This window comes from Gordonia sp. NPDC057258, assembly GCF_042668985.1.
GTDB lineage: Bacteria > Actinomycetota > Actinomycetes > Mycobacteriales > Mycobacteriaceae > Gordonia > Gordonia hongkongensis.
In genome coordinates this window covers 1-26287 of the sequence record NZ_JBHUXZ010000044.1, presented here as the reverse complement: position 1 = coordinate 26287, position 26287 = coordinate 1, and the positions used below count along the sequence as shown (strand labels likewise).

Annotated in this window: 22 protein-coding genes and 1 pseudogene; 14 read left to right on the top strand and 9 right to left on the bottom strand. The window is 68.3% G+C overall.

Features of this window, described 5'->3' with window-relative positions; translation table 11 throughout:
• Nucleotide 1 precedes the first annotated feature (1 nt).
• Both ACFUEJ_RS21755 and ACFUEJ_RS21750 read right to left on the bottom strand, forming a co-directional pair.
• Nucleotides 2-889, bottom strand: a complete 888-nt coding sequence (locus ACFUEJ_RS21755; protein WP_068971475.1) for a DUF5995 family protein — start codon at nt 887-889, stop codon at nt 2-4.
• A 115-nt stretch (nt 890-1004) separates the two neighbouring features.
• Entirely contained in the window at nt 1005-1808 is an 804-nt protein-coding gene (locus ACFUEJ_RS21750) for a LuxR C-terminal-related transcriptional regulator (RefSeq protein ID WP_388031781.1), read from the bottom strand.
• A gap of 95 nt (nt 1809-1903) precedes the next feature.
• Between ACFUEJ_RS21750 and ACFUEJ_RS21745 the strand changes: the two genes are divergently transcribed.
• Nucleotides 1904-3481, top strand: coding sequence for an AMP-binding protein (locus ACFUEJ_RS21745; RefSeq protein ID WP_388031778.1), 1578 nt, complete (start codon nt 1904-1906; stop codon nt 3479-3481).
• Between the two features lie 214 nt (nt 3482-3695).
• Here the strand turns inward: ACFUEJ_RS21745 and ACFUEJ_RS21740 are convergent, their stop codons facing one another.
• Complete coding sequence (locus ACFUEJ_RS21740; RefSeq protein WP_388031776.1) at nt 3696-4331, bottom strand: pyridoxamine 5'-phosphate oxidase family protein; 636 nt, start codon at nt 4329-4331, stop codon at nt 3696-3698.
• Nucleotides 4332-4577: 246 nt separating this feature from the next.
• On the opposite strand from ACFUEJ_RS21740, the gene ACFUEJ_RS21735 reads away from it, so the two are divergent.
• Both ACFUEJ_RS21735 and ACFUEJ_RS21730 read left to right on the top strand, forming a co-directional pair.
• Entirely contained in the window at nt 4578-5159 is a 582-nt protein-coding gene (locus ACFUEJ_RS21735) for a DinB family protein (RefSeq protein WP_388031774.1), read from the top strand.
• Between the two features lie 136 nt (nt 5160-5295).
• Entirely contained in the window at nt 5296-5961 is a 666-nt protein-coding gene (locus tag ACFUEJ_RS21730; protein ID WP_171011559.1) for a fasciclin domain-containing protein, read from the top strand.
• Between the two features lie 228 nt (nt 5962-6189).
• Here the strand turns inward: ACFUEJ_RS21730 and ACFUEJ_RS21725 are convergent, their stop codons facing one another.
• Nucleotides 6190-8430, bottom strand: a complete 2241-nt coding sequence (locus tag ACFUEJ_RS21725; RefSeq protein WP_388031771.1) for a molybdopterin-dependent oxidoreductase — start codon at nt 8428-8430, stop codon at nt 6190-6192.
• Nucleotides 8431-8607: 177 nt separating this feature from the next.
• On the opposite strand from ACFUEJ_RS21725, the gene ACFUEJ_RS21720 reads away from it, so the two are divergent.
• From ACFUEJ_RS21720 to ACFUEJ_RS21705, 4 genes are all read left to right on the top strand, one after another.
• Complete coding sequence (locus ACFUEJ_RS21720; protein ID WP_388031803.1) at nt 8608-10041, top strand: flavin-containing monooxygenase; 1434 nt, start codon at nt 8608-8610, stop codon at nt 10039-10041.
• Between the two features lie 203 nt (nt 10042-10244).
• Nucleotides 10245-12020, top strand: coding sequence for a DUF6777 domain-containing protein (locus ACFUEJ_RS21715; protein WP_388031768.1), 1776 nt, complete (start codon nt 10245-10247; stop codon nt 12018-12020).
• Nucleotides 12021-12091: 71 nt separating this feature from the next.
• Nucleotides 12092-12724: an LGFP repeat-containing protein gene (locus ACFUEJ_RS21710; RefSeq protein WP_065631336.1), complete on the top strand. Its 633-nt coding sequence runs from the start codon at nt 12092-12094 to the stop codon at nt 12722-12724.
• 69 nt (nt 12725-12793) lie between these two features.
• Nucleotides 12794-14314 carry an acyl-CoA synthetase gene (locus ACFUEJ_RS21705; RefSeq protein ID WP_388031765.1) on the top strand — a complete coding sequence of 507 codons (1521 nt, stop codon included), beginning with the start codon at nt 12794-12796 and terminating at the stop codon, nt 14312-14314.
• A gap of 30 nt (nt 14315-14344) precedes the next feature.
• Here the strand turns inward: ACFUEJ_RS21705 and ACFUEJ_RS21700 are convergent, their stop codons facing one another.
• Nucleotides 14345-14995 (bottom strand): hypothetical protein, encoded by a 651-nt coding sequence (locus ACFUEJ_RS21700; RefSeq protein ID WP_269553101.1) that lies wholly within the window; start codon nt 14993-14995, stop codon nt 14345-14347.
• 137 nt (nt 14996-15132) lie between these two features.
• Here ACFUEJ_RS21700 and ACFUEJ_RS21695 point away from each other — a divergent pair, with 137 nt between their 5' ends.
• From ACFUEJ_RS21695 to ACFUEJ_RS21670, 6 genes are all read left to right on the top strand, one after another.
• A complete protein-coding gene (locus ACFUEJ_RS21695) occupies nt 15133-16332 on the top strand; it encodes a lipase family protein (protein ID WP_388031762.1) in 1200 nt (399 codons plus the stop codon).
• Nucleotides 16333-16479: 147 nt separating this feature from the next.
• Complete coding sequence (locus ACFUEJ_RS21690) at nt 16480-16911, top strand: STAS domain-containing protein (protein ID WP_065631340.1); 432 nt, start codon at nt 16480-16482, stop codon at nt 16909-16911.
• A 6-nt stretch (nt 16912-16917) separates the two neighbouring features.
• Nucleotides 16918-17379 carry an ATP-binding protein gene (locus ACFUEJ_RS21685; protein ID WP_269553102.1) on the top strand — a complete coding sequence of 154 codons (462 nt, stop codon included), beginning with the start codon at nt 16918-16920 and terminating at the stop codon, nt 17377-17379.
• Between the two features lie 285 nt (nt 17380-17664).
• Nucleotides 17665-18834 (top strand): hypothetical protein, encoded by a 1170-nt coding sequence (locus ACFUEJ_RS21680; RefSeq protein WP_137809082.1) that lies wholly within the window; start codon nt 17665-17667, stop codon nt 18832-18834.
• Between the two features lie 143 nt (nt 18835-18977).
• Nucleotides 18978-19775, top strand: a complete 798-nt coding sequence (locus tag ACFUEJ_RS21675) for a hypothetical protein (protein WP_211539172.1) — start codon at nt 18978-18980, stop codon at nt 19773-19775.
• Nucleotides 19776-19862: 87 nt separating this feature from the next.
• The gene (locus ACFUEJ_RS21670) at nt 19863-21176 is read left to right on the top strand and encodes a hypothetical protein (RefSeq protein ID WP_388031758.1); all 1314 of its coding nucleotides are present in this window, start codon (nt 19863-19865) and stop codon (nt 21174-21176) included.
• Between the two features lie 166 nt (nt 21177-21342).
• Here ACFUEJ_RS21670 and ACFUEJ_RS21665 read toward each other — a convergent pair whose 3' ends face one another.
• Complete coding sequence (locus ACFUEJ_RS21665; protein WP_065631344.1) at nt 21343-21885, bottom strand: dihydrofolate reductase family protein; 543 nt, start codon at nt 21883-21885, stop codon at nt 21343-21345.
• Between the two features lie 199 nt (nt 21886-22084).
• On the opposite strand from ACFUEJ_RS21665, the gene ACFUEJ_RS21660 reads away from it, so the two are divergent.
• Nucleotides 22085-22882, top strand: coding sequence for an SDR family oxidoreductase (locus ACFUEJ_RS21660; RefSeq protein WP_388031755.1), 798 nt, complete (start codon nt 22085-22087; stop codon nt 22880-22882).
• A 21-nt stretch (nt 22883-22903) separates the two neighbouring features.
• Here the strand turns inward: ACFUEJ_RS21660 and ACFUEJ_RS21655 are convergent, their stop codons facing one another.
• The 3 genes and pseudogenes from ACFUEJ_RS21655 to ACFUEJ_RS21645 all read right to left on the bottom strand — a co-directional run.
• Nucleotides 22904-23863 (bottom strand): phosphotriesterase, encoded by a 960-nt coding sequence (locus tag ACFUEJ_RS21655; RefSeq protein ID WP_058253421.1) that lies wholly within the window; start codon nt 23861-23863, stop codon nt 22904-22906.
• A 123-nt stretch (nt 23864-23986) separates the two neighbouring features.
• On the bottom strand, nt 23987-25426 hold the full coding sequence (locus tag ACFUEJ_RS21650) for a cytosine permease (protein WP_058253433.1): 1440 nt from the start codon (nt 25424-25426) through the stop codon (nt 23987-23989).
• 742 nt (nt 25427-26168) lie between these two features.
• Nucleotides 26169-26287, bottom strand: a pseudogene (locus tag ACFUEJ_RS21645) (IS630 family transposase); the annotation flags it as partial.

The window sequence follows — 26287 nt, the reverse complement described above, 5'->3', positions numbered from 1 at the left end:
GTCATCGGACCAGCCCGACCCGCTGGAACGCGGTCAACGCCGTCTCGCCGGTGTTCCACAGCCCGGTCACGTCGCCGCGTGCCCGAGCAGCGGTCGCCGGATCCTGGAGCGCGAGTCCGTTGCGGAACGTCAGCACGTTGTATCCGACGTCGGCGGCCCGCAGCATCGGCCCGGTCGCCCGGCCGGCGCCCACGACGCGGTCGAGGCCCTCACCGACCACGTAGAACCGGAAGATCGGTCCGAGGTTGACGCCGTATTCACGGAGTGTCGCGGTGACGATCGAATTACCATGTGCGGCAATCGCATCGACGATGAAGAAGAAATCCCGCGCATTCGCCGTCGTGGCCCGGGCGTCGGCGGTCGCATAGGCGAGGTCGACGGTGATGTGCGCGTTGTAACCGGCCATCGCGACCCGTTGGCCGGGGACTGCGCAGTCGTCGGCCATGTCGAAGTAGTGCCGCCACTGGGGTGCGACAGGTCCGCCGCCGAATTCGCCTCGCACGGCGTCGAGGAACCGGTTGAGGAGTTCGAGACTGATGACGGGCGCCCACCGCGGAGTCTGGAAGACGCGCGGGTTGTTCTGCAGCGGCATCACCGCGTCGCGTTCCACCGCTGCCAGCCCGAGGGCGAACAATCCGCGCCGGTCGCGGCGGTCGGTGAGGATGTCGACGATCCCGTACAGCTTGTCGACGTTTCGTCGTAGCTGGACGAGAGGGAGGTCCTTCGAATCCTGCTCGTAGGTACTGAGTTCGACGATCCGCTCGCGGTCGGCCGGGCGGAGATCGGTTCCACACGTCTCGGCCGGTGCCGCATGCGCCGGCGCCGGGGCGGCGACCACGAGTGTTCCGATGAGGCCGAGGGCCAGCAGTGCCGCTGAGAGTGCTCGCATGGGACCCGGTGATACCCATCTGCGCGCGGATCAACCCCTCCCCACCGGGGACGCGAGACCCTTCGTGACGCGCCCTCCGCAAGCTCCGGGCGCTCCTCAGGGAGCAGAGGAAGCGTCAGGGCAGCAGACCGGCACTGCGGGCGGTCACCACGGCCTCCAGCCGCGACGACGCCCCGAGCTTGCGCATCGCATCCTTCATGTAGCCCTTGACCGTGTACACGGTGACACCGAGGGTCTCTCCGATACGGGCGTTCGAATAGCCCAGAGCGGCAAGGGAGATCACGTCCTGCTCCCGGCCGGTCAGTTCCACCTGCGCCGTCGACGCCGGGCTCGCGGCGATCAGGGCCTCGGTGATCGCGGCGAGTTCGTCGGCGAGCCGGGCGTCGTCGACCGTCTCGGCCAGCGACCGAAGCCGCGCGTAGGCCGCGGTCATCCGGTCGCGCATCTCCGCCTCGTCCTGCGCGGCGTGCTCGAGCCGGGCGCGGGACGCGACGATTTCGTGTTCGACGGTGCGGGCCTCCATCGCGAGGACGTCGAGCATCCGCCCGCCGATCGGGTCAGGGGTGTGCAGCGCGCCGTAGAGGACCGCGACGGGCGTCCGATCGACGATGACCGGAGCGGCCATCATGGCGCGCAACCCTTCCCGCTCGATGATCGTGTTGTAGCGATGGGTGATCCGCGGCGTGCGGAGGTAGTCGTCGACGACCATCGGGCGGTTCAGCGAGACGACCTTGCCGCCCAGCCCGTGCCCGACGTCGACCGACACCCCGTTCAACGCGCCCACGGTCGTACCGGCGAAATGCTGCAGACGCAGGTTCGACGGTCCGTTCAGGACACCCGCGAAGGCCAGTGGCACCCCACTGGACTTGCGCACCCGGCGCAACGCCTCGGTGACGATCCCGCTCAGCGGCTCGGGCATCTCACCTCACTTCTCCCCCTCTTCCGAGGGTGTTCCTGGGGCCGGTCGCGGAGGACACTGTGACTCAGCTTACTCAGTACGGAGCGAGGTTCACGATGACACAGGCCACCACGACCCCCACCGACATGGTCGAACGATGGTTGGCAATCTACGGGGCGTCCGACGCCGATGCGGCGGCACTCCTCGTCGACGGGCACGATCCCGAGGCGATCGCCTTCACGGTGATCGAGGTCGAGCAGACCGACGATCAGCAGTCCGGCGGCGTACGTCCGGTCACCACCGACATCACCTACGGCGAACTGGCCGAGCGGTCCAAGAGACTCGCGGCGGCCCTTGCGGAGATGGGCATCGGTCGTGGCGACACGGTGGGCGTCCTCATGGGCAAGCGCGAGGAGCTCGTCGTCTCGCTGCTGGCCATCGCCCGCCTCGGCGCGATCTACATCCCGCTGTTCACCGCGTTCGCGACACCCGCGATCGAGATGCGGTTGCAGGCCGGCGCCGCGAAGGTCGTGATCACCGAGTCGAGTCAGGCGGACAAGCTCGCGGGCATCGACGGGATCACCACAGTGGTCGCCGGCGACCAGTTCGAGGAACTCATCGCTGCGCACGAGCCGGTCACCGAGTCGGTCGCGGTCGGCGGCGACGGCACCCTGATCCTGCTCTTCACCAGCGGCACGACCGGCGCGCCGAAGGGCGTCCCGGTCCCGGTCAAGGCGCTCGCCTCGTTCGTCGCGTACATGCACTTCGGCCTGGATGTCCGCGCCGACGACGTGTTCTGGAACGCCGCCGACCCCGGCTGGGCCTATGGTCTCTACTACGGCGTGCTCGGGCCGCTGGCCGCCGGCCGGCGCAACCTCCTGCTGCACGCCGGGTTCACCCCCGAACTGACCGCGAAGATCCTCGGCGACCTCGGCGTCACCAACTTCGCCGCGGCACCGACCGTCTACCGGGCGCTCAGCAAGGACCCGCGCATCTCGGGTTTCTCGCTGCGCCGCGCGTCGTCGGCGGGCGAACCGCTGACCCCCGACGTCATCGACTGGGCGCTGCGGGCCATCGGCACCGAGGTCCGCGACCACTACGGCCAGACCGAACACGGCATGTTCATCAACAACCACTGGCACGAGTCGGTCCACGAGACCCTCGTCCCGGGCTCGATGGGACAGCCGATGCCCGGCTTCGCCGCGGGGATCGTCGACGGTCAGATCGCCATCGACGTCCCGGCCAGCCCGCTGATGTGGTTCGAGGGGTACCTCGACGCTCCGGAGAAGACCAAACAGCGCTTCTCGCCGGACGGGCGGTGGTACCTGACCGGTGACACCGGGCGGGTGGACGACGAGGGCCGCTATTTCTTCTCCGCACGCGACGACGACGTGATCATCATGGCCGGCTACCGGATCGGCCCGTTCGACGTCGAGAGCGTGCTGATCACCCATCCGTCGATCGTCGATGTCGCCGTCGTCGGGCGCCCCGACGAGCTCCGCGGCGAGGTCCTCGAAGCGTTCGTCGTCCTCGCGGACGGGGTCGACGGCACCGATGCGCTCGAAGCCGAGCTCCAGCAGCTGGTCAAGACGCAGTTCGCCGCGCACGCCTACCCGCGCACCGTGCATTTCGTCGACGCCCTGCCCAAGACGCCGAGCGGCAAGATCCAGCGGTTCCTCCTGCGCCAGAGGTGAATGGCTGCCGTGGTGCGCCAACCCGGCGCGTAACGGCGACACCGTGCGCGAACGATGAACAGAGTGCGCGACCCGACGCATTCGGGCCGCGCCAACAGCCGATCGCGTCGGGCAGACTTCGACGACCTCGCCTGCCCCACGACGCGATCACCGGACGCGCAACCAGCGGGTCACACCCCTATCCGCTGGTTGCGCATCTCCGTTTTAGGCGAGATCAGTCCACGAGCGCTCGTACCGAGTCGGGCGGCACGTCGCCGCTGTAGGTGACCGGGGCGTCGTACACGGTCCGCACGGGAACCACGCCGGTCCAGTCCGCCGACTCCCCACCCGGCCCGCCCGTCCGCGCCTTGGCGATCCACTGGCCGTCGACGATCGGCAGTCGCAGGGCCACCGTCGCTGCCAACTCTTTGCGCGTCGTCGGCCGGACCTCGGCCACCCTCCCCGGAATCAGCTTGTCGGACAACACTTCCAAAGCTACCTGGGCGTCGTCGGCGACTTCGAGGACTCCGCGTACGACCGCCGACCGATAGTTCGCCGAATGGTCGAAGAGGGTGTCGGCGACGACGAGCCCGTCCAGCGCGAACACCGTGAACGTCACCGGCGCACCCGCGGCGACGTGCCGGAGCGCACCCGCCCCGGTCGATCCGTGCAGCAGGATCGAGTCGCCGTCCCGGGCGAAGAGCATCGGCACCGACCATGGCAGACCGTCGACGACGGTGCTGAGGGTCCCCGCCTTGGTCTCGTCGAGCAGGGCGTCGAGCTGCTCGCGATCGGCTGCCCGATCGGGCTTGCGCGTCAACGACGCCAGACGCGAAGTCACGTCGGACGGGGTACCGCCGGTCGAAGTCATGCGGACATGGTCGCCCCCGAACGCGCCCGGCTCAACAGATTTGCTCGCCGGCGCCTCCGCCGAAGACTCCCCTTGCTGATATCCACCCACCAGGGCGGGCCTAGCCACATATCGACTTCCGGCTCGCTCTGCTGGGCGCATTCCACGCCGGGCCACCGGGACCCGGGGGGCTCCCGATTCAACGAGGACCATAGCTGTCCTCCATCACTCATAGCGTGGTCCTCACACCAACCGAGAGGACACATCATGAGCACCTACACCTCCACCGAACTCAGCGTCGACGTCACCGGCGAGAAGCGCGACCTGCTCATCCTGCTGCAGGATCAGCGCAACATGCTCAAGATCACCGCACGCAACCTCTCCGACGACGATGCCCGCAAGCAGTCGACGGTCAGCACCCTCACGATCGGCGCGCTGATCAAGCATCTCGCGCACGGCGAGGAGAACGCGGCCCGCGTCATCACCGAGCGGGACGAGAACGCCGAGTTCGACATGAGCCAGGCCATGACCGAGTACGAGATGACCGGCGACGAGACTCTCGCCGGCTGGCTGACCGCATACGACCGTGGGGCAGCCGAGTTCGACCGCGTGATCGCCGACGCCGAGAGCCTCGACGAGCTGATCCCTCAGCCCACGGCGCCGTGGCAGCCGGAACGCGAGTGGCTGTCCATCCGGGTCATGATCATTCATCTCATCCGGGAGACCGCACACCACTGCGGCCACGCCGACATCATCCGAGAGGCGCTCGACGGCCAGACCACGATGGGCGCCATCTCCGAGGGGCAGGAGTGGGCCGAGCAGTGGGCGGACGCCGACTGGGCGAAGTGACGCCTGCCGGGTGAGTTATCCCGGGCACTCGACGATCACTCTCATCTCCGACCAATCCGCGGGCCCCCGGGCGCCGAAGACGTTGTGAGGCTGCCGGCCAGGCGCAGTCGACACCCCAACACAGATTGGACCGACGATGATCAAGCGAATTCCCCGTGTAGCAGGAGCGTTGACCGGACTGGTCCTCGCCGTCGGCGTGATGGCCGGCTGCTCCAGCGACGATTCGGACACCTCGAGCGAAACGACCGGAGCGGCAACCGAATCCAGCGCCATGATGAGCGAGAGCGCGATGGCCGATCCGGCCGCCAACCTCGTCGGGCCGGGTTGTGCCGCCTACGCCGAGGCCAACCCCTCGGGACCGGCGTCGGTGAACGGGATGTCGACCGTGCCCGTTGCCACCGCTGCGGCCACCAACCCCGAGCTCACGACTCTGACACAAGCACTTTCGGGTCAGCTGAACCCCGAGGTCAACCTCGTGAAGACCCTCAACGAGGGTGAGTACACCGTGTTCGCGCCGACCGACGACGCATTCGCGAAGCTGCCCCCGGAGACCGTCGAGCAGCTCAAGACCGACGCTGACCTGCTCAACAAGATCCTGACCTACCACGTGGTCGAGGGCCAGGCGACCCCCGACCAGATCGTCGGGGAGCACACCACTCTCGAGGGTCAGCAGGTCAATGTGACCGGATCGGGCGACAACCTGAAGGTCAATGAGGCCGGCGTGGTCTGCGGTGGCGTCACCACCTCGAACGCGCAGGTGTACCTCATCGACAGCGTGCTCATGCCCCCGGCCGGCATGTGATCGCCCCGTAAACACTGCGCGAGAGCGCTTTCCACGATTCTCACCGACGCGATCCGTCGGTGAGAATCGTGCTGCGTGACCCGGGTGCGATCCGTTCGCCTCGAACACGGAAGAGTTCGGACTCCGTGGGCGGGATGACGTACGGACGCACGGGCCACCGCGCCACACCCTGAACACGCTCCGGTTCCCTGAGTGAGCAGTACCTTCTTCGGGAACCGGTGCGTGCGTTCAGGTTCGAGCGGGTTGCGCATCCGTCTCGGACCGCACCCAACTCTCGGTCAACGCCGACACCTGTATCGGCACCCCGGTCATGTTCGCCATCCCGGCAAGTCGCTCCAGGTCGGCCGGGTTGGACGAGATGAGTGCGTTGACGTTCACGCCACCGGCACCCAGATCGTTCTGCGCAGCCGCGTTCGCCTGCGTCCAACCGCCGGAGCCGTTGTGTCCCCAGCCATGCGGGATCGCGACGACGCCGGGCTTGATGTCCTCGGTGACGGTCACGGGCAACGAGATCCGACCGTGCCGGGACTCCACCGTCGCGAGGTCGCCTTCGGCGAGCCCGCGTGCCGTGGCATCGTCGGGGTGCATCCGGGCCGCGTGGGACCGTCCGCCGCGCAACAACATCGGCGCATTGTGCTGCCAACTGTTCTCCGACCGGATCTCGCGCATCCCGATGAGCCGCAACGGATACCCTGCGTCGTCAGCGGCACCGAGTCGCTGAATCTCGGCCATCAACTCCGGTGCGGTCAACCGGATCCGGCCATCGAGGTACGTGACGTTCTTGGCCAGCTGCCCGGGCGCGAGGTCGTCGGCGACCACGACACCGTGCGGGTGGTCCTCGACGAGCCGGCGGTAGGTCAGTCCACCGCGTCGAAGGCCGAATCGGTCTCCTCCCAATCCCATTCGGATCACCAGGTCCGAGACCCGGCGCGGGGTGACCGGCCGGCCCACGCGTCGCGCCAGCTGGTTGCCGACGTGCAGCGAGCGGATCAGCAGGCTCTCCGACGACAGGAAGCCGATCAGTTCGTTGATGACCGTCCACTCTTCTCGCGCCTCGCCCTGCGGTGGGATCACCGCCTCGGTGGCCTGTTTGAACGGAGTGGTGAACAGGGCCTGGAACGGGAGCAGGAAGTCCTCGCGTTCGTACATCGTGGTGGCCGGCAGGATGTAGTCGGCCCGGGCGTTGGTTTCGTTACGGTAGATGTCCAGGGACACCATGAGGTCGAGTTCGTCGAGCGCCAAACGTAATTCGTCGCCGTTCGGAACCGACAGCACCGGATTGCCCGCGCTGACGAACAGCGCGCGCAGCTGCCCGCGGCCCGGGGTCGTGATCTCCTTGGCCATCAACGACGCCGGCGCGGTCCCGAGGACCTGCGGCAGGCCGCCGACGCGGCTTCGGCGTCCGGCCCAGCGGAAGCTCGAAAGCCGTTGCAGCGCGGTCACGCCAAGGCGCTGGCCGGGAATCCCCAGGTCCCCGAACATCGATCCGCCCGGCACGTCCAGGTTGCCCGCGACGAGGTTCACCATGTCCAGCAGGGCGGTCGTCAGCGTGCCGGTGCGCCCCAGTGAGGTACCCACCCGTCCGTACACCGCGGCCCGTTCCGTGCGGGCGAGCGAGCGGGCGACAGCGCGCACCCGCTCCGGATCGATGTCCGTACGGCCCGCGGTCACCTCCGGCGCATAGGCCGCGACGAGCGTCTCGAGCTCCGCCACGCCGCGCGCCTGCCGCCGGAGCCGGTCACGGTCGGCGAGGTTCTCGTCGAACAGCACGTGCAACAGCGACAGCAGGAACAGCGCGTCGGTGTCGGGCGTGATCGGCAGCCAGTCGAACTCACGGGCCGTCTCGGTGTGCCGGGGATCGACGACGACGACGGACCCGCCGCGCGCGGTGATCGCGTTCAGACCCTCACGGATACGCGGCGAACTCATCACGCTGCCATGCGACACCACCGGATTCGCCCCGATGATGACGAGGTAGTCGACCCGGTTGATGTCGGGAATCGGCGCGGTCAGCGGGTTGCCGTACAGGAAGTGACTGGCGACGAAGCGGTTGTTCACGTCCTGGGATCCCGCCGAGTACACGTGCGGCGTCCCGAGGAGGTTCATGAAGATCGCGGTCCACAGCGTGTGCCCGGTCGAGAACGTCGCCGGGTTGCCGAAGTACCAGCCGATCGAGTCGCTGCCGGATTTCTGGTGCACCTCGACGAGCCGGCGGCCGATCTCCTCGAGCGCCGTGTCCCATGAGATCTGCTCGAACTCGCCGTCGGGGCGTCGCCGGAGCGGGTGCCGGAGACGATCGGGATCGTTGACGATCTCGGTGAACGCGATCCCCTTCGGACACGCGAAGCCCCGCGACAGCGGGTGCTCCTTGTCCGGCCGCAACGAGATCAGCCGATCGTCCTCGACGGTCGCGATCATGCCGCACAGCGGCTCGCAGATTCGGCAGTAAGTGTGTTTCTCCATCGGCATCTTGCGTCCCCTGACCTCGCGCGATGACTGGCCGCAGGCGGGCAGGCCTACGGTTGGTGTGATTCCGTTCACATCTGAAGACAAGTGTTGCATGATGACAGCACCTGAGGCATCCCCACCGAGGAGGTCCCCGTGACCGACAGCGACACCGACGCCACACAGCCATCCGTGCGCGACATGATCATCATCGGCGCCGGCCTGTCCGGCATCGACTGCGCGTACCGGTTCACCGAGCAGAATCCCGGCGCCGACTATCTGATCCTGGAACGCCGCGAACGCATGGGCGGCACCTGGGACCTCTTCCGGTATCCCGGCGTGCGGTCGGACAGCGACATCTATTCGCTGAGCTACCCGTTCGAGCCGTGGCGCAAGCCGCGCGCGTTGGCCCACGGGACCGACATCCGGGAGTACATCGAGGACACCGCCGCCAAGTACTCGATCACCGACCAGATCAGGTTCGGTCAGCACGTCCTGACCGCCGACTGGGATTCGACGACCGACACCTGGACGCTCGGGGTCGAGGTCGGCGAGGACCGGCGCCGCGAGACCTACCGCGCCAGGTTCGTCATCTTCGCGACCGGCTACTACGACTACGACAACCCGTACACGCCGAGGTTCGCCGGTGCCGACGACTTCACCGGTCAGATCGTGCACCCGCAGCACTGGCCGGAGGACCTCGACTACCGAGGCAAGAAGATCGTGGTGATCGGCAGCGGCGCGACGGCGGTGAGCCTCATCCCGAGCCTCGCCGAGCAGGCCGAGCACGTCACCATGCTCCAACGCTCACCGTCGTACATCTTCTCGTCCAAGCAGAAGCAATACCTCGCGCCACTCGTGCAGAAGCTGCTGCCGCCCCACGCCGCGCACAAGGTCATCCGCACCCGATATGCGGCGCAGACCGCGGCGATCGTGCACCTCACCCACCGGTTCCCGAAGCTCGGGCGCAAGATGATCCGGAGCAACGTCGTGGCGAACCTGCCCGAGGACTATCCGGTCGATCTTCACTTCAATCCCACCTACAACCCGTGGGATCAGCGCATGTGCATGGTCCCCGACGCCGATCTGTTCGCCGACATCGCCGAGGGCACCGTCGAGATGGTCACCGACCACATCGACCGGTTCGATGCCTCCGGCGTCACCCTCACCTCGGGTCGCCACCTCGACGCCGACATCATCGTCACCGCGACCGGGCTCCAACTCCTCGGCTTCGGCGGCACCCGGCTCCGCGTCGACGGCGCCGAGGTGAAACCCCACGACCGATTCGTCTTCAAGAGCTACCTCATCGAGGACGTGCCTAACCTCGCCTGGTCGGTCGGCTACACGAACGCGTCGTGGACCCTGCGCGCGGACATGACCGCTCGCGCCGTCGCCGACCTGGTCAAGTACATGCGCACCAACGGCTACACCCATGCCTATCCCCATCTCGGTTCGGAGGTCATGGGTTCGCGGCCGCTGTGGGACCTCAAGGCGGGTTACGTCGAACGGTCCCCGGAGGCGCTGCCGAAGTCGGGCACCCGAGGTCACTGGCAGGTGCGGCACAACTACTACCGCGATGCCATCGACCACCGCATCAACAAGGTCGAGGAATCGATGGTGTTCGGCCGGGCCTGACCCGGCTCCGCGCGCGGGACCCGGACTGGTGTCGGTGCCCCGCGGCGCGGCGTTACGGCGGTGTGGTCCAAACGGTCGAGATTTGCCATCGACGGTGTGAAAATGCTGGTCAAGCCTTGCTCCCCGTTCTGTGACGCGCCGATACTGGGCTCGGGTCGAACGATTGCCCGCCCGGGCAGGAGTGGACCAGTAGGAGCTGCGCGATGACCTATCCACCCGGTCCCCCGACCCACCCGTCGACCCCGTACGGCGCGATCCCGCCGCAGCCCGACGGTCGTCGCGCACTGACCCTCGTACTGAGCGCCGTCGTGGTCGTCCTCGCGCTCGTCCTCGCCGCGGGCATCGTCTTCGTCGTCAAGGCCCGCGACGGGGACATCTACGTCCCCGGCCTCACCCTGACCGCGGCGAACGACCCCGGGATCGATCCGTTCACCGATCCGGTCCTCGTGTCCGGGGCCGGCGACCTCCCGGCGAACGTGGCACTCACCGGTACCGCGGGCGCAGCCGACCTCGGTGGCCGCGCGGTCAACGGCACCGACGCCGGGCTGTATGCCGCGGGAGACACCGCCGCCTGCGACACCGCGGCACTCAGCAACCGGTTGCTCGCCGATCCCCCGGCGGCTCGCGCCTGGGCCGGCGTCTACGGCATCGGCACCGCCGACATCCCGCACTATCTGAACACCCTCACCCCCGTGGTGCTGACCACCGACACCTGGGTGACCAACCACTCGTACACCTCCGGCCGAGCGGTCCCGTTCCAGTCCGTCCTGCAGCGTGGGACGGCGGTCTACGTCGACTCCGCCGGCGTCCCGCGCGCCATGTGCTCGTGCGGCAATCCGCTCGCTCCGCCGGCCGCCGCCCCGCTCGGCGGGTACCGGCTGGAGGGCCAGACGTGGGAGGGCTACAAGAGTCGATCGGTCACCCGCATCGCGTACAACAACCAGAACGTCACCGCGGTCGGCAAGTCGACGACCATCGTGCCCGCGCCGTCGGTCCCGGCTGCCCCCGGCACACCGGTTGGCGACGCGCTCCAACTGCTGAATTTCCTGACCGGGCAGATCTTCTCGCAACCGCTCGGCGGACTGCTCGACCTCAGCCGCTTCCCGCCACCGTCGGGTCTCCTGCCCACCCCGGCCGCGCTCAACACGCCGTTCGAGGCAGACACCGAAGAAGACGCCGAGCACAACGGACTGATCGCGCCGGGCGATCCCGCGGCCGCCCCGGCCCTCGAGGAGCGCGCCGCAGAGCACGGCGGTCTGCCGGAAGGAGCTCCGGACTCGGACTCGGCGGCTCCGGACTCCGCTGGACCGGACTCGTCCGAATCGGACTCCTCGGTGCCACCCGCCGCGCCGGGCAGCCCGGGACCAGCCTCGGACGCGCCGCCTCCGGATGCATCGGTGCCCGCCTCCGACGCCCCGGTCCCCGAGGCGCCCGGGTACGAGGCGCCGGGTCCGGCGGCGCCCGAACCCGGGTCGGAGCCGGGCCTCCCCGGCGCGCCGGCACCGGAAGCCCCGGCCGAGGCCCCCGCGACGCCGACCTCGTTCAGCGGTTCGGGGGAGTTCATCGGCAGTTTCAGCTTCGACGACGCCGGGCTGTCGGTGGGCTGCACGGCCCCCGGCAACTCTTCGGCGGGTACGGTCGCCCTCTCGTGCACCGACGGCGTGACCCGGTCGGTCGCCGGTTCGGCCCTACAGCGCACCTCGGTGTCCGGCTCCACCACCAGCACCGGGGTGTGGACCTTGACGCTGACGGCGGTCGGCGCGTCGAAGCCGGTGACCGTCCGGTCGGCGAACTGGATCGTCGCACCGCCCGCCGCCCCGGCTCCCGAACCGTCTGCGCCGGACCCCCTGACGACGGATCCGCCGGCGCCGGACCCCTCCACCCATGCCGCGCCGCCCGCCGCAGAAGCCCCGGAGGAGACGACCACCACGACCACCACGGAGAACCCACCCCTACCCGAGGCTCCCGCGGGCCCCTGACACCTGCGGTGACACCCCTGATGTGAGCTGCCCAACAGCAGGCGTCGTGGGACGTCCGTACCATCGCGCGAATGTCTGCTCTCACCACGTCGACGCCGAGCCCCGCCCGCGACCTCCGTCCGGAGTCCGTTCGCAGACGCGTCCGACGACGGGTGGCGAGCGTCGCGGTCGTGGCGACGATGGTGTCGCTGGTGATGCTCGCGCCCAGCGCGCAGGCCGATCGGATCATCAACGGTCACCTCGTCGGCGGCAAGATCGGCGAGGCCTACTCGTCGACGGGCGGCTTCTTCAAGTGGGGCGTCCCGACCGGCCCCGAGCGCGCGGGAGCCAAGCGCGGCAGATTCCAGGTGTTCTCACGCGACACGTCGTTCTACTGGCACCCCGCCGCCGACGGCGGTACGGCACACCAGGTCGGCGGCGCGATCCGGAGCCGGTGGCAGAAGGCCGGGGCCGAGCGCGGCGCGCTGGGTTATCCGGTCAGCAACGAGTACCGGTCGGGCAGCGGACGGAGCAACGACTTCCAGGGCGGTGTGGTCACCTGGTCGAAAACCGGTGGCGCGCAGATCGTCTGGGGCCAGATCCGGCGCAAGTGGGAGGAGACCGGTGGAGCGGGCGGTTACTTCGGGGTCCCACTCGGCGGCGAGTACCGAACCGGCAACCGATTCGCCCAGGACTTCCTGAACGGCACCATCTTCTGGCCCTGACGGGCACACCCGGGCCCTGATGGGCGGATCCGCCACGGTTCACTAGGACGTCCAAGTATCGTCGACAGCATGGCTTCGCGACCTTCTTCCGCCAACACCATCGACGGCATCCTCCGCAGGTCCGCGGCGCGGCATCCCGACCGCACCGCGTTGGTCTTCGACGACCGTTCCTTCACCTACCGACAACTCGACGACGCGGTGTCCGCTGCCGCCGCCGGGCTGGTGGCCCGCGGACTGCAGCGGGGCGACCGGGTGGCGGCATACGGCACGAACTCGGACGCGTATGTCATCGGTTTCCTGGCGTGCTGCCGCGCGGGGCTCGTCCACGTCCCGATCAACTACGCGCTGCGGGGTGAGGAACTCCGCTATCTCGTCGTGCAGTCCGGCGCACGTGCCGTCCTCGTCGACCCCGCCCTGTCCGAACGGATCGACGAGATCCGCGGCGATCTCGCCGAGGTGGAGGAGATCGTCCCGCTGCGCGACGCCGACGATTCGCTTCTCGAGACGGCGACCAGACCGGCCGGCGAGTTCACCTCTGCGGCCGACGGCGACGATCTCGCCCAGCTCCTCTACACCTCCGGAACCACCTCGAAGCCCAAGGGCGCCATGATGTCCCACGCGGCACTCATCAGCGAATACGTGTCGTCGGTGATAGCCCTCGACTTCACCGCGGATGACAACCCGCTGATCGCCATGCCGCTCTACCACTCGGCGGGGATGCACGTCTTCATGCTTCCGTACCTCTCCGTGGGCGCGACCGTCCGGCTGATGGCGACCCCGGACATCCCGGAGATCCTGCGTCGCGTCGAGGCGGACCGCATCGGGTCGCTGTTCCTCGCGCCTACCGTCTGGGTTCCGCTCGCCGGTCACCCGGATCTGGCGACCAGGGATCTGTCCTCGCTGCGCAAGGCCCAGTACGGCGCGTCGATCATGCCGGTGACCGTGCTGAACCGGCTCCGCGAGCAGTTCCCCGGCATGCAGTTCTACAACTGCTTCGGACAGTCCGAGATCGGGCCGCTGGCAACGGTTCTGCGCCCGGAGGAGCACGAGGACCGGCCGTCCTCGTGCGGTCGGCCGGTGTTCTTCGTCGAGACCCGGGTCGTCGACTCCGACGGCAACGACGTCGAACCCGGGGTTCCCGGCGAGATCCTCTATCGTTCGCCGCAACTGTGCCGCGGTTACTGGGAGAACCCGGCCGCCACCGAGGACGCGTTCCGTGACGGCTGGTTCCACTCCGGCGATCTCGTCACCCGCGACGCGGAGGGTTTCATCACGGTGGTCGACCGCATCAAGGACGTGATCAACACCGGCGGCATCCTGGTCGCCTCCCGCGAGGTGGAGGACGCGATCTACGCCCACGAGGCGGTCTCGGAGGTGGCCGTCATCGGCGAGCCGGACGCGAAGTGGATCGAGGCCATCACCGCGGTCGTCGTGGTGCGGGACGGCCGGTCGGTGACCGAACAGGAACTGATCGAGCACGTCCGGACCCGGATCGCGCCGTTCAAGGTCCCGAAGAAGGTGCGGTTCGTCGACGAGCTCCCCCGCAACCAGAGCGGCAAACTGCTCAAGCGGGAACTGCGCTCGCGGTGACGGACGCGCGGCGCGACGGACCTGACATCGTCAGAAACGTTGTGCCGCAGCCACTGCCGCGTCGATGTCGGCGTGCGCGGCCGCCGGTCCGAGTATCCGCCGCAGGTCTGCCGCCGTCGGCGCATCACCGGCGGCGACCATCGCCCGGAGCCGGGTGCCGAGGTCGGCCTGCGACGTGAGTCCCAGCTCGCCGAACCAGTTGCCGAGTAGATCGACGAGTGCGTCGCCGGTTGTCTCGTCGTCGGTGAACGGCAGACCGACGCTGGTGAAGCCGTCGTCGGCGTCGTAGTCGGACCGCATCCACCGGCCGTCGAAGCCGTAGATGAACCCGATCCACATCCCCTCGGTGCGCTGCCGGTCGAGGTACGGCACGATCGCCGCTTCCCACCAGCCGGGCGCATCGGCGAGCAGGTCGGTCTCCTCCTCGCCGAAGTACGTCGCCCCCTCGCGGAAATACGTCTCGGAGTACTCATGGTCGTGCCCGACGAGCACCGCGCGGCCGGATCCGGCCGACACGACGTCGGCCCAGTTGCCTCCGCCGTCGTCGTAGTGCCACCCGTGAGCGGTCGCATGCGCCCCCTGCGCCCAGCGCTCACCCCGCACGGCCAGCAGTGCCGCATACGCAGCCCACCTCGGTTTCATCTCCGCCGGGGTCGGCAACCCGACCGTTCGCAACGCCATGCCGTGACACCTCTCTGCCGGGTTTGTCCGAACCAGGGTATGGCCGTGGCCGACGGTCCCGCTCCCGGCGCACCGAAAGGAACTGAGCGATAACGGAACAGGCGAGGAATCGACGACCGGCACCCGTTCGCAGTACGGTGTGGAACGTGACGCGATGGCACCGCAAGGTTCCGACACTGGCCGTGTGTGCGGCGATCGCGATCGGCGGTTCCGGAGCGGCCGGGACCCTCGCCGCCGGCCCGGCGATCTCCTCGCCGTCGAACCTCGGCGACGTCGGCACGGTCGTCTCCGCCAGGCCGCTCGCCCCGCAGTTCTGGGTGCCCGGCTCCGCCGACGCCACCGTCCTGACCTATGTCACGACCGACGCTTTCGGCAAGAAGGCGCTCAGCACCGGGACCGTGTTCACCCCACGGGGGACGGCACCGCCGGGCGGTTGGCCGGTGATCTCGTGGGCCCACGGGACGTCGGGGATCGGCGACGACTGCGCCCCCTCGGTCAGGGGTCCGGGCCTGCCCGAGCGCGACCTGCCGTACCTAGCCAAGTGGATGCAGCAGGGCTACGCCATCGTGGCCAGCGACTACGCCGGCCTGGGCACCCCGGGTCTGCACGCCTACCTCGACGGCCGCACGACGGCCCACAACGTCGTCGACATGGTGCGAGCGGGCCGGGAGTTCTCTTCGACTCGACCTGTCGCACAACGGTTGTCGCGCTCCTGGGCGGCGGTCGGGCAGTCACAGGGCGGCGGCGCGGCCATCTACACCGCGCGCTACGCGACCGAGTTCGGCGGTGAAGAGCTCGACTACCGGGGTGCCGTCGGCACCGGCACGCCGGCGTACATCGAACGACTGGTCCAGATCGCGGGTCCGGGTGTCCCGCCGGTGGCGATCACCCCGGCGCTGACCGCTTACCTCAGCTACATCCTCGCCGGACTCCGATACGCACACCCCGAGCTCGGCATCGACCGCATCCTCACGCCGACCGGCCGGAAGTATGTGGCCCTCGCCGAGACCCGCTGCGTCGGCGAATTCGAGGAGCAGCTGCGGGGCGTCTCGCTCGGCGACTACTTCACCGCCCCGCTGACCAGTCTGCCGACTTTCTCCGCGACCCTGGCGAATTACCTGGGCATGCCCGAAAAGGGTTTCGACAAGCCATTTTTCATGGGCCACGGCCTGTTCGACACCGACGTGCCGTATCCCACCACCGCGGCCTATGCGGCGACGCTGACCGCCAACCGCCAGCCGGTGACCTTCCGGACCTATCCGAGCGACCACAGCGGCACGCTTGTCCGGTCGCAGGCCGACACCATCCCCTTCCTCGGCCGGCTCTTCGGAAAGTAACCGCCGAGGGCGTTCGCGCACCCCGGTACCGGCGTGGCGTCATGCCGTGGCACGATGGGATCACCGGTTGAGCAGCTGCCGTCGTACATCTCCCGGGACGGGGCCGCGAGTCGGGCTGCCGCCGTCCCCCGTAGAGAGGGCCACCCGATGCAGGCAGAGAATCCTGATGCTGTGATCGTCGACGACAGTGGCCTGAGTGCCGGACGCGCGCTGATGTCGGTGGTGTCCGCAGCACATGAGCAACTGGTGATCCTGACCGTGGAGGGCAGCATCGACGTGCTCACCGCCCCCCAATTGTCCGACGCCGTGTCGCAGGCGCTGAGCGGACAACCCGACGGTCTGATCATCGACCTGACGACCACCGAGTTCCTGGCCTCGGCCGGGATGGCGGCGCTCGTCGCGGCACACGAGGCCATCGCACCCACCGGCATGTTCGGAGTCGTGGCCGCCGGGCCGGCGACCGCCCGCCCCCTCACCATCATGGGCCTCGACCAGACGATGGTGCTCTACCCGACGCTGAACCATGCGATCACGGCCATGACCACCACAGAGGGGCTGGCCGACCGTCCGGCTGGTTAGTCACAGATGGTTCGGATCTCATCGGCTCACCGAGACCCCGGCGACTCGGACGGGACGGACGCGACCGGTCTCGCATTTTCGGTCACGGCCTCTCCCGAGTCCGCCTACCGCTTCCGGCAACAGTTCGCGCAGTGGCTTGACGCGACGATCAGTGTGGACGCCGAGCGTCGCAGCGACATCGTCCTCGCGGTATACGAGGCGGTCGCCAACGCCGCCGAGCACGCCTACGCCACCCCATCGCCCGGCACCCGGCCCGGTGCCATCGATGTCCGCGCGCGGAAGACGCGCGACGATTCCCTGGAGGTCACCGTCACCGACACCGGGCAGTGGAAGACAGATGCGTCGTCCTCGCCGTACCGCGGTCGCGGACTCGCCCTGATCTCGGCACTCTGCGACGCATCCGACGTCACCAGCGGACCGCACGGGACCTCGGTGACCCTGAGCTGGCGTCAACGACAGAGCGTCTGAGAACCGCCCGTGAGACGGGTGTCCCCCGGGCTGGGGACTCACGTACTTCTTGTCGGTTAACAACCGATGCCTGAGTCAGCCGGGCCGCCGACCTAGGGGTACGGTTCGGGCAAGGCTTCGTCGACGGGTCTGTTCAAGTGACCAAGTCTGTCGGCCGAGTCACATAACCTGAAGTCCGAAGGCGGGTTCGGGGCCGGCCGTCGAACAGCTCGGTGGAGCGTGCTCCCGATCCTGACATCGCTGCACAATGCGCATGCACGTCAGCGCACGAGGAAGGGAGTCGAGATGACCGACTTCACCGTGGACTCGAACATCGACGACGCGTGGCGCACGTTCGCGTTGCACGTCGGAGATCGTCTGTCGCATCTCGAGCCGGGCGAGACCCTCACGATCCAGCAGGACCCCGCCATCCCGGAGGGTCCGCACGGGACGATGCGATTCTCGGTCACCGGTTCGCGCCGGCTGCGCTGCACCATCGAGGACACCGACCTGCATCCCACGCCGGAGTACTTCGCCGAGCATCTCGACCTCCTCGCCGCCCTCGGGTGGCGACGTCTGCGCAACGGCACCCACATCTTCGAAGTCGGGCGGCGCCGCGTCGATCAGCTCGCGCACACGACGGTGCTGACGCTCCGGCAGGTCTGGGAGGTCGTGCACCCCGCGTTCCTGGACCATTCCCCCGCCGCGCGCCCCGAACCCCAGATCGAGGTCGCGGTCCAGCCGTTCGACGCCGACCATCTGCGGGCCTTGCTCGTCGGCTCGCTCGAGGACCTCACCGGCTGCCGTATCCAGACCGACGCCGACGGCGACATCGCCCTGCCCACCAAGCCCGTCTCGTCGTGGCTGAGTCCGCGCAGCGACGCACCCCGCTTCGAGTTCTTCGCGCGCCTCGCCGGTGACATCACCGACCGCCGGCGCGCCGCCGACATCGTCGCCGCCCAGCCGACCATGGGGTCGGCGGTACGTGTGCATCTGCTCGAGGACGAGGTCTTCGCGACGCTGACCGTCGAGTGCGCCGTATTCCATCCGCACAACCTGAGCTCGGCGCTGGCCGAGTGGTTCACGTTCCTGGCCGACTGCGCCCCGTCGGTCATCGCCAAGGTCGGTGAGGACGCACCACTGACCGCGAGGAACGACGGCCGTTTCCCCGACGCTCTGCAGACACTGCTCGAACTCGACCCCGACGGCCGCTCGCTGTCCGCCCGCGAGGTCGCCAAGATCTGCCGGTACAGCCAGGCCGACATCCTCTCGTACATCAACACCAGCGAGGAGCAGCACCTCACCTGGCGGCGGTCGGCGGTCGACGCGGCCGCCGCGTCGGACCCGGCCGAGGCCGACGCGTGCCGCCATGAAGCCGAAGCCTGGAAGGCGACCACGCACAACCTGCGGGCGGCGCTGCGCGTCGTCGTGCTGTCCGACGACGACGCCGCGGATCGCAGCTCACCGGCCAAGTGACTCAGGCAAATCGGTACCGGCAACACCTCTGCACGTAGTCTGCGCGGACGATTTTCGACGCGGAGCATCGCACCGCGGCCAGATGAGGCGTTCAATCGGTCAGGCAACCCTCAGCGGTTCCAGTCATCGATCGGAGCCCTCACATGGCCATCACCACGGATCGCGGCGCACTCACGATCACCTTTCCCGAACTGGGTCGCGACGCGCGGTTGCACGTCACGTTTCAGCGGGCTCTGCGCACCCCGGACCCGGTCGGACGGCCCGGCGCGGTCGGCGGCCATGGCGCCCTCCGCCTCGCTCAGGGTTCACCCGACGGCGACGCGCACGCGACCATCCCGATGTGGCAGTCAGAGGCCACCTGGCTCGACTTCTCCTCGCCGCACCTGCACCCGTTCCTGGTGATGATCGGCGTCGACGGTGTCAACGTCGTCAGCGGTAGTGCGTTCACGGGCGTGCCGGACTTCGACGCCGGCGACTACCTCGAGGTGCCCACGCAACCGTCCCTCGCCTCGTATCGGAGCCTTGCCGGCGACAACCGTCAGTTCGTCGCACCGTCGACGCACGCCGTCGGAAGCGCCGCCGGGACGCTCGTGCAATTGACGGTCATCCCGATGCGCGCCGAAGCGTGGGCCAGACGCCGCCGTCATCTGCCGTCGGCGTCGGGGACCTGTGTGCTCTGCGACATGTCGCGAGCCGGGCAGTCCGGTGCGCATCCCCGGCTCCCCGCGCCGCGCGTGATGGGTCCGCTGGAGTCCGCGGACACCTGGCATCCGACGATGTTCGACGCCGCCGCGGTCCGCATCGTCAACTCGATCACGTGGAAATCGCTCACCGGGGAACCGGTACCCCACGTGGCGCTGACGAGCACCGACTACGCCGACCGCGATCTCCCGTGGGACCCGGTCTACGACGAGACGGTCGAGCACTCCGCCCCCCTGTAGTTCTGTTGCGGGTGTCGCCACGGGTGTCTGCGCGGCGTCGTACTATTCGGATCCGGTCCGCGTACGTCCCGCCCACGAGGAGCCTGCATGTCCCCCGATTTCGACGCCGACCTCGAGGCGGCCTGGCGGGACTTCGCCGACACTCTCGCGGTTCGGGTGCCACGTCTCCTGCCGGGTCAGACGCTGTCGATCGTCGAGGCGGCCGCCGGAGGATGGCGACGACGGATGACCTTCGCGGTGGCCGGAGGTCCCGAGTCGGCAGACCGCCTGCGCTGCACCATCTCGGCGGGGGACCTCACCTGGACCGACAAGGACCGGTGGATGCGCCAGGCCACCTACATCGTCGACCGAGGCTGGTGCCGGCTCGAGGGTCGCAGCGCCTTCTGCTTCGAAGCCGATGCCGTTCGGTCCGGCGACCTCGCCGGCGCCGCCGTGCGGGCGTTGCGCGAGGTGTGGGGTGTCATCCACCCGTCGTTCGTGAGCATCGGCGACCCGTCCTTCGCCCGACACCACTCCCCGGCTGACGGTCTCGACACCGACGACACCGACGACGCCGACGAGACCGACGCCGGCCGGCCGGCCGGCTCGGATCGAGCCGGCAGCACGGACGCCGACACCCTGCGCTTCACCGCCCCGGCCCGTTTCCTCGACGCCCCCGTCGAGGGCGGGGTGGTGCCGCAGTCGAAAGACCATCTCGTGGAACTGGCCCGCGCCGCGATGAGCGCGGCCGGACGTCCCGCCGTGGTGAGCCCACGCAAGGCCATCTTCCTGCGGTCGACGGGCACCTCACTGCTCCGGCCGACCCGAGACGCCCGCTCCCTGGAGATCGTGACCATCCTCAGCTCGTCGGTGCCCGCACCATCGCTGCTCGGAATGGTCGTCGCCGAGTTCTCGCCGCGGTGGCCCGAAGTCGCGCTGGTCGTGCGCAACGGGCTCGTCTTCGCCCAGCGCCGCATCGACGTCGCGGTCTTCAGTCCGGCCAATCTCGATGCCGCACTCCGACGCTGGGACGACTTCGCCCGGTCGGCGCGCGGGGAGATGATCCGACGCCTCGAGAGCGGCCCCAAACTGGAGCACCGCCGCCGCGGCGACCGCCTTCCCGTGGCGCTGCAGGGGCTCCTACGGGTCAACCAGAAGCTCGACAACAAGCTCTCCCCGACGACCGTGCTGGCCATGTGCCGTCAGGACCGTGAGCGCGTCCACGAGTTCTTCGACATCTGCGCGGCCGAGATGCGGGAGTGGATGGACAATCTCACGACCGCCCGCAAGGCCGAACTCGGCGACGAGGAGATCGCACTCTGCGAGGCCGAGCACCAGGCCTACGCCCGCGTCGCCCGGTTGCTCCTCACCGCGATGGACCTCGCCGGCGGGTCGTCACCCGGTCCCTCGCCGGGGGCGTGATCCCGGGGCGGGCGGAGGATTTCCGACTGCCGCGCCACCCCCCAACTGAAGTCGCATGCGACGTCAATCAGGCCGCGCGACTTCGATCGAAGTCGCGCCGACGGATCGATATCGCATGCGACGTCACTCGGCAGCGGAGTAACTGGTCTCGGCCCAGGCGGGGTTCTCAATCAGTGGGACCGTACGACAGGTGCACGACGCCGTTGTCGAACACGTCGGTGCCGACGAGCGTGAGCGGCAGGTCGGCCAGACCGTCGAACAGCCGGGCACCGTTGCCGAGGACCACCGGATAGACCAGCAGGTGCAACTCGTCGATCAGCTTGTCGCGCAGCAGCGCTCGCACGAGGGTGCCGCTGCCGCTGATGTAGAGGTCACGGTCCTTCTTGAGGTCGCGGATCCGGTCGGCGTCGTAGGCCCCGATGACCTGGGAGTTCTGCCACCCGGTCGCTTCGTCGAGGGTCGAGGACACCACGTACTTGGTGGTGTCGTTGAAGAACGGGGCGCCGGGATCGTCGTCGACGGACCGGTCCGACCATGCCGGGCCGAACATCTCGAAGGTGTTGCGTCCGAGCAGGATTCCGGTGCAGTCGTTCATGAACGAACTGAGCGTCTCGCCGAGCGCGTCGGGGAAACCGTACGGCATCGTGAAACTCGGATCCTCGTAGCTGCCGTCGAGGGTGATGAACTCGTGGACGTGGATCTTTCCCATTGCGCTGCCTCTCGTCACTTCGGTGAACGTCACGATGTCAGACCGTGGGGCGGCGGGAAAGTCATCGGCGTCGAGAGTCTCGTGACTTCTGTCGGGACCCTTCGAGGCTCGTCGCTTACGCTCCTCGCACCTCAGGGAGCGGGATTTCGCCCTCCGTCTGGTAACTCTGGACCCACACATCGGCGATCGAAGGAGATCCATGGACGTCGCAGGCAAGGTTGCCATCGTCACGGGTGGCGGTGGAGGTATCGGCGCGGCCATCGCGCATGCCCTGGTCGATGCGGGCGCGCGGGTCGTCGTCACGGATCTCGACGAGTCCGGTGCCCGGGCCGTCGCCGAGGAGCTGGGCGATTCGGCGGCCGCGCTCGCCGGCGATGCCTCGTCCGACGGCCACATTGATGCCGCGGTCCGCTTGGCGGAGAACACCTTCGGTCCGGTCGACCTCTACTTCGCCAACGCCGGGGTCGGACTGGGCGGCGGTGTCGACACCGAGGAGGACGTGTGGGATCTCGCCTTCGACGTCAACCTCCGCGCCCACATCCGGGCGGCTCGACGCCTGATCCCGGGCTGGGTGGAACGAGGCAGCGGTTACTTCGTCAGCACGGCGTCGGCCGCGGGTCTGCTCACCCAGATCGGCAACGCGCCGTACTCGGTCACCAAACATGCCGCGGTCGGCTTCGCGGAATGGCTCAACATCACCCACGGCGACGACGGGGTCCGCGTCAGTTGCCTCTGCCCGATGGGTGTCGACACCAAACTGCTACGGCCCGAGGGTGATTCCGCCACCGCCGAGCAGCGGTTGATGCAGCGGGCGGTGGAGAGCGCCGGCGCGGTGCTCACCCCCGGGACGGTGGCCGCGATCGTGCTCGACGCCGTCGCCGACGAACGCTTCCTGATCCTCCCCCACCCCGAGGTCCTCGAGATGTACCGGCAGAAGGGCGCCGACTACGACCGGTGGCTGCGCGGGATGCGCCGGTACCAGAGCAGCCTGCGCTGACCCTGTCGCCGTGTCGCGCCGCTACTCGAAGTAGCGTCGCGGCACGTCGACGAGCATCGTCGTGATGTCGGCCTCGCTCACCCCGCGTTCCCGTAGTGCCGGCAACACCTCTTCACTGATGTGCCGATAGTTCCACTTCGGGAGTGCCTGCTTCTTGGCCTCGTGGTCGAACCAGTCGATGAAGCAGGCGGCGTCGTGCGCGAGGGCCATGCGGTCGGCATAGCCGCGCTTGCACAGTTCGGCGGCCGTGTTCACGCGCTCGTCGAACGGCAGGAGGAGGTCGAGCCCGAAACGATCCATGCCGAGAACGGAACCGGCGTCGGCGAGTTTCATCAGGTAGTCGAGGTCGACGCTGTCTCCGGAGTGGCCGATGACGACCTTCGTCAGGTCGGCCCCTTCCTCGGCCAGGACCTTCTGGGCGACCAGTCCCGACTGACTGTGCGGATCGGTGTGCACGGTGATGGGCGCGCCGGTCTGGGCGCTGGTCTGTCCCACCGCGCGCATCACGCGCTCGACACCCGGTGTCAGTCCCTGGGATTCGATGGCGCACTTGAGGAAAGCCGCCCGCACACCGGTGTCCGCGATGCCCTCGGTGAGATCCTTCGTGAACAGGGTGACCAGCGGCTCCGGGACGTCGAAGAGCATTCCCGGTCCCGCGTAGTGGAATTGGAACGGGATGTCGTTGTAGGTGTACAACCCGGTCGCGACGACGATGTTGAGGTCTATCTGTTCGGCAATCCGCTGGATGCGTGGGATGTACCGGCCGAGACCGAGAACCGTCGGGTCGAGGATCGTGTCGATCCCGAGTTCCTTCAGTTCGGTCAGGTCGCGGACAGCTTCGGCGACCTTCTCGTCCTCGTCCCAATCGTCCTGATAGTTCTGCCGGAACTCCTCGCCGACGACGAACACATGCTCGTGCACCAACACGTTCCCGAGGTCAGCGGAATCGATCGGGCCGGTCGCGGTGTGGACGGTGGCCATGGAACCTCCTCACCAGGAGGCCGCGTTGCCTCCACTGCGCCGAACCCTAGTCGACGACCTGATGCGGCAGGCGGCTTTCGCCCGTCGTCGCCGCCGACCGCCACGGCTCTGGCGGGACGGGCTTCAGGCAGCGCGTGGCGCGGTGAGTTTCTCCATGGTCCAGTAGGAGGTGCCGGCAACGACTGCCCCGGCGAGCCACGACAGGTCGATCCCGCCCAGTGCGACCGCAACCGGCCCCTGCAGTGCCGGCAGCATCCCGTACATGAACATCCAGGTCGCGGTGACACCGAGAGCGAGTGCGACGAGGGCGGTCGGCCGGACCATCGGCAGGACGCTGTCCGCCGGTGTGGCGAACAGACTCTCGGCGTCGATCTGTTGCCGCGCGATCAGGAACCAGTGCACGAGAACAACGCTGCCCCAAGGGCTCAACCAGCCGACGATCGACACCAGCCAGAAGTCGATGGTGGTCGCGAAGTCGCTATTGAGCACGAAGTAGACGACGACCGCCATCGCCACGACGCCGATGATCAGGTTCAGCACGCGCCGGTCGACGCGGATGTCGAGCGCCTGCGTCGACACCGTGCACGTGTAGATGTTGAGGATGTTGGTCGCGAGCGGTCCGTGGATCACCAGCAACAGAACCGGCAGTGCGAGAACGCCGTAGGCGTCGACGATGATCTCACCCGGGTCGGCGGAGTCGCTCAATGTCGCCAGGGACGCACCCAGCACTCCGAGCCAGACGACCGGGATGAACTGCCCGAGTGCACTGGCGAGAAACAGCCTGCGCGACGGGACGTCCCGGGACACGAAGCGCGAGTAGTCGCCGGCGTAACCGATCCACGTCAGACCCCAGCCGATGCCGATCGCGGTCATCACCGCCGTGATCGCGCCGATGTGGGCCGATCCCGTGAGCTCCGGAGCGGTCGTCTGTCCCCAGTCGACGTCGAGGCCGACCCACGCGACGACGGTCATGACGAGCAGGATCGCGACCGTCGGAGGCACCGTCCATCGTTCGAACGCGGAGATCACCCGGTACCCGAACCACGCGATCGTCACCTGCATCCCCATGATGACCGCGGCCACGACGATCCGTGCGGCGTTGTTGTCGAGGTCCGGGTCGACGAGTCCCATCTCGCCGAGCAGCGCCATCACCAAGTCGAGAACGATCCAGGTGTTGACCGCGCACCAGCCCATGCAGACCAGGGCCTGGACGGCGGCGGGAACGTAGGCGCCGCGGCGTCCGAAGACGGCTCGCGACAGCACCATTCCGGTGACCCCGGTGCGCTGACCGATGACGACGAAGACGCCGAAGATGGTCATGCCGATGGCATTGCCGACGACGAGGACCGCCACCGTCTCCCACAGCCCGAGGCCCATCGTGACGCCGAGTGCACCCAGCACCCAGTTGATCGGCGCGATGTTCGCACCGGCCCAGATCCAGAACTGTCCGCGCACGTCATGGGTCTTCGCGGACTCGGGGATCAGTTCGAGTTCGGCCTCGGCCTGCGGGCCCGAATGGCCCGGTCCGGGTGCCGACGGGGTCGCGGCGTCGAGTGCGGTCATGGAGTCCGTCCAGGAAGTGTCGGCCCCCGATTGGGCGGGGTGCGTTCGGGCATGGCGCGCGACGATGCGCAGTGCATCCATGGTGGTCGCACCGCCCGTCGCGCGATACCTACAGAACGTTCGCACTCCTCGGGTACGGAACGGACAGAATGTCACACCTTCGGCGTTTCTCGCACAGCCAACTGGACTGTCCGGGCTTCTCGCGCTGACCGATCTGGAGGGCGATGCGTTGTTCGGCGGCGTCGGCGATGCGTAGCTGTTCTTAAGCCCGGTAGGCCAGGGCGACGTCGTGGTCGCGGCCGGTTTGGGCGTCGGCGGCCGCCGGGGTTGTGGCGCACGAGGGTTCCGAGGTCACGGCGGCATTGTCTGCAGGGGTGGCCCTGGGTGTCGGTGGGGATCGCGCAGCCGGGCAGGGCGCAGCGGGGGAAAAGTTCGGCGGTGATGGTCACGATGGTTCCTCGAGGTGGCGGGTGTGAGCGGGGCCGGGGCGCTGGGCCGCGACCGTGAGAGGTCGCGGCCCACCGCTGGACGGGGTCTAGTCGGGTGGCACGTCGACGGCATCGGTGTCCCCGGCGATGACCTTCTCGACGTCGGAGAGGGTGTACTCGTTCCGCAGGATCAGCTTGGAGAACGCCTCGACGGCCGAACGGTTCGTGATTGCTCCACAGTTTCGTCATTGATGACGAAATGACCTGATTTTCTCCAAGATTCGCCGATAACCTACGTTATGACATAATTCCCGCTAGTGTTCTGAGTCATTAATTCGTGTGCAGTAGTGGGCGATGGAGTCGAGGATCTGGTCAGCGGTCTTGACCCACACGTAGGGGCGGGGGTTGTCGTTCCAGGTCTCGATCCATGCTC

Bases quoted from the DNA above. Each gene is read 5' to 3' on its own strand.
- ACFUEJ_RS21755 (WP_068971475.1), bottom strand. From the start codon at position 889: ATGCGAGCACTCTCAGCGGCACTGCTGGCCCTCGGCCTCATCGGAACA.
- ACFUEJ_RS21750 (WP_388031781.1), bottom strand. From the start codon at position 1,808: ATGCCCGAGCCGCTGAGCGGGATCGTCACCGAGGCGTTGCGCCGGGTG.
- ACFUEJ_RS21745 (WP_388031778.1), top strand. From the start codon at position 1,904: ATGACACAGGCCACCACGACCCCCACCGACATGGTCGAACGATGGTTG.
- ACFUEJ_RS21740 (WP_388031776.1), bottom strand. From the start codon at position 4,331: ATGACTTCGACCGGCGGTACCCCGTCCGACGTGACTTCGCGTCTGGCG.
- ACFUEJ_RS21735 (WP_388031774.1), top strand. From the start codon at position 4,578: ATGAGCACCTACACCTCCACCGAACTCAGCGTCGACGTCACCGGCGAG.
- ACFUEJ_RS21730 (WP_171011559.1), top strand. From the start codon at position 5,296: ATGATCAAGCGAATTCCCCGTGTAGCAGGAGCGTTGACCGGACTGGTC.
- ACFUEJ_RS21725 (WP_388031771.1), bottom strand. From the start codon at position 8,430: ATGCCGATGGAGAAACACACTTACTGCCGAATCTGCGAGCCGCTGTGC.
- ACFUEJ_RS21720 (WP_388031803.1), top strand. From the start codon at position 8,608: ATGATCATCATCGGCGCCGGCCTGTCCGGCATCGACTGCGCGTACCGG.
- ACFUEJ_RS21715 (WP_388031768.1), top strand. From the start codon at position 10,245: ATGACCTATCCACCCGGTCCCCCGACCCACCCGTCGACCCCGTACGGC.
- ACFUEJ_RS21710 (WP_065631336.1), top strand. From the start codon at position 12,092: ATGTCTGCTCTCACCACGTCGACGCCGAGCCCCGCCCGCGACCTCCGT.
- ACFUEJ_RS21705 (WP_388031765.1), top strand. From the start codon at position 12,794: ATGGCTTCGCGACCTTCTTCCGCCAACACCATCGACGGCATCCTCCGC.
- ACFUEJ_RS21700 (WP_269553101.1), bottom strand. From the start codon at position 14,995: ATGGCGTTGCGAACGGTCGGGTTGCCGACCCCGGCGGAGATGAAACCG.
- ACFUEJ_RS21690 (WP_065631340.1), top strand. From the start codon at position 16,480: ATGCAGGCAGAGAATCCTGATGCTGTGATCGTCGACGACAGTGGCCTG.
- ACFUEJ_RS21685 (WP_269553102.1), top strand. From the start codon at position 16,918: ATGGTTCGGATCTCATCGGCTCACCGAGACCCCGGCGACTCGGACGGG.
- ACFUEJ_RS21680 (WP_137809082.1), top strand. From the start codon at position 17,665: ATGACCGACTTCACCGTGGACTCGAACATCGACGACGCGTGGCGCACG.
- ACFUEJ_RS21675 (WP_211539172.1), top strand. From the start codon at position 18,978: ATGGCCATCACCACGGATCGCGGCGCACTCACGATCACCTTTCCCGAA.
- ACFUEJ_RS21670 (WP_388031758.1), top strand. From the start codon at position 19,863: ATGTCCCCCGATTTCGACGCCGACCTCGAGGCGGCCTGGCGGGACTTC.
- ACFUEJ_RS21665 (WP_065631344.1), bottom strand. From the start codon at position 21,885: ATGGGAAAGATCCACGTCCACGAGTTCATCACCCTCGACGGCAGCTAC.
- ACFUEJ_RS21660 (WP_388031755.1), top strand. From the start codon at position 22,085: ATGGACGTCGCAGGCAAGGTTGCCATCGTCACGGGTGGCGGTGGAGGT.
- ACFUEJ_RS21655 (WP_058253421.1), bottom strand. From the start codon at position 23,863: ATGGCCACCGTCCACACCGCGACCGGCCCGATCGATTCCGCTGACCTC.
- ACFUEJ_RS21650 (WP_058253433.1), bottom strand. From the start codon at position 25,426: ATGACCGCACTCGACGCCGCGACCCCGTCGGCACCCGGACCGGGCCAT.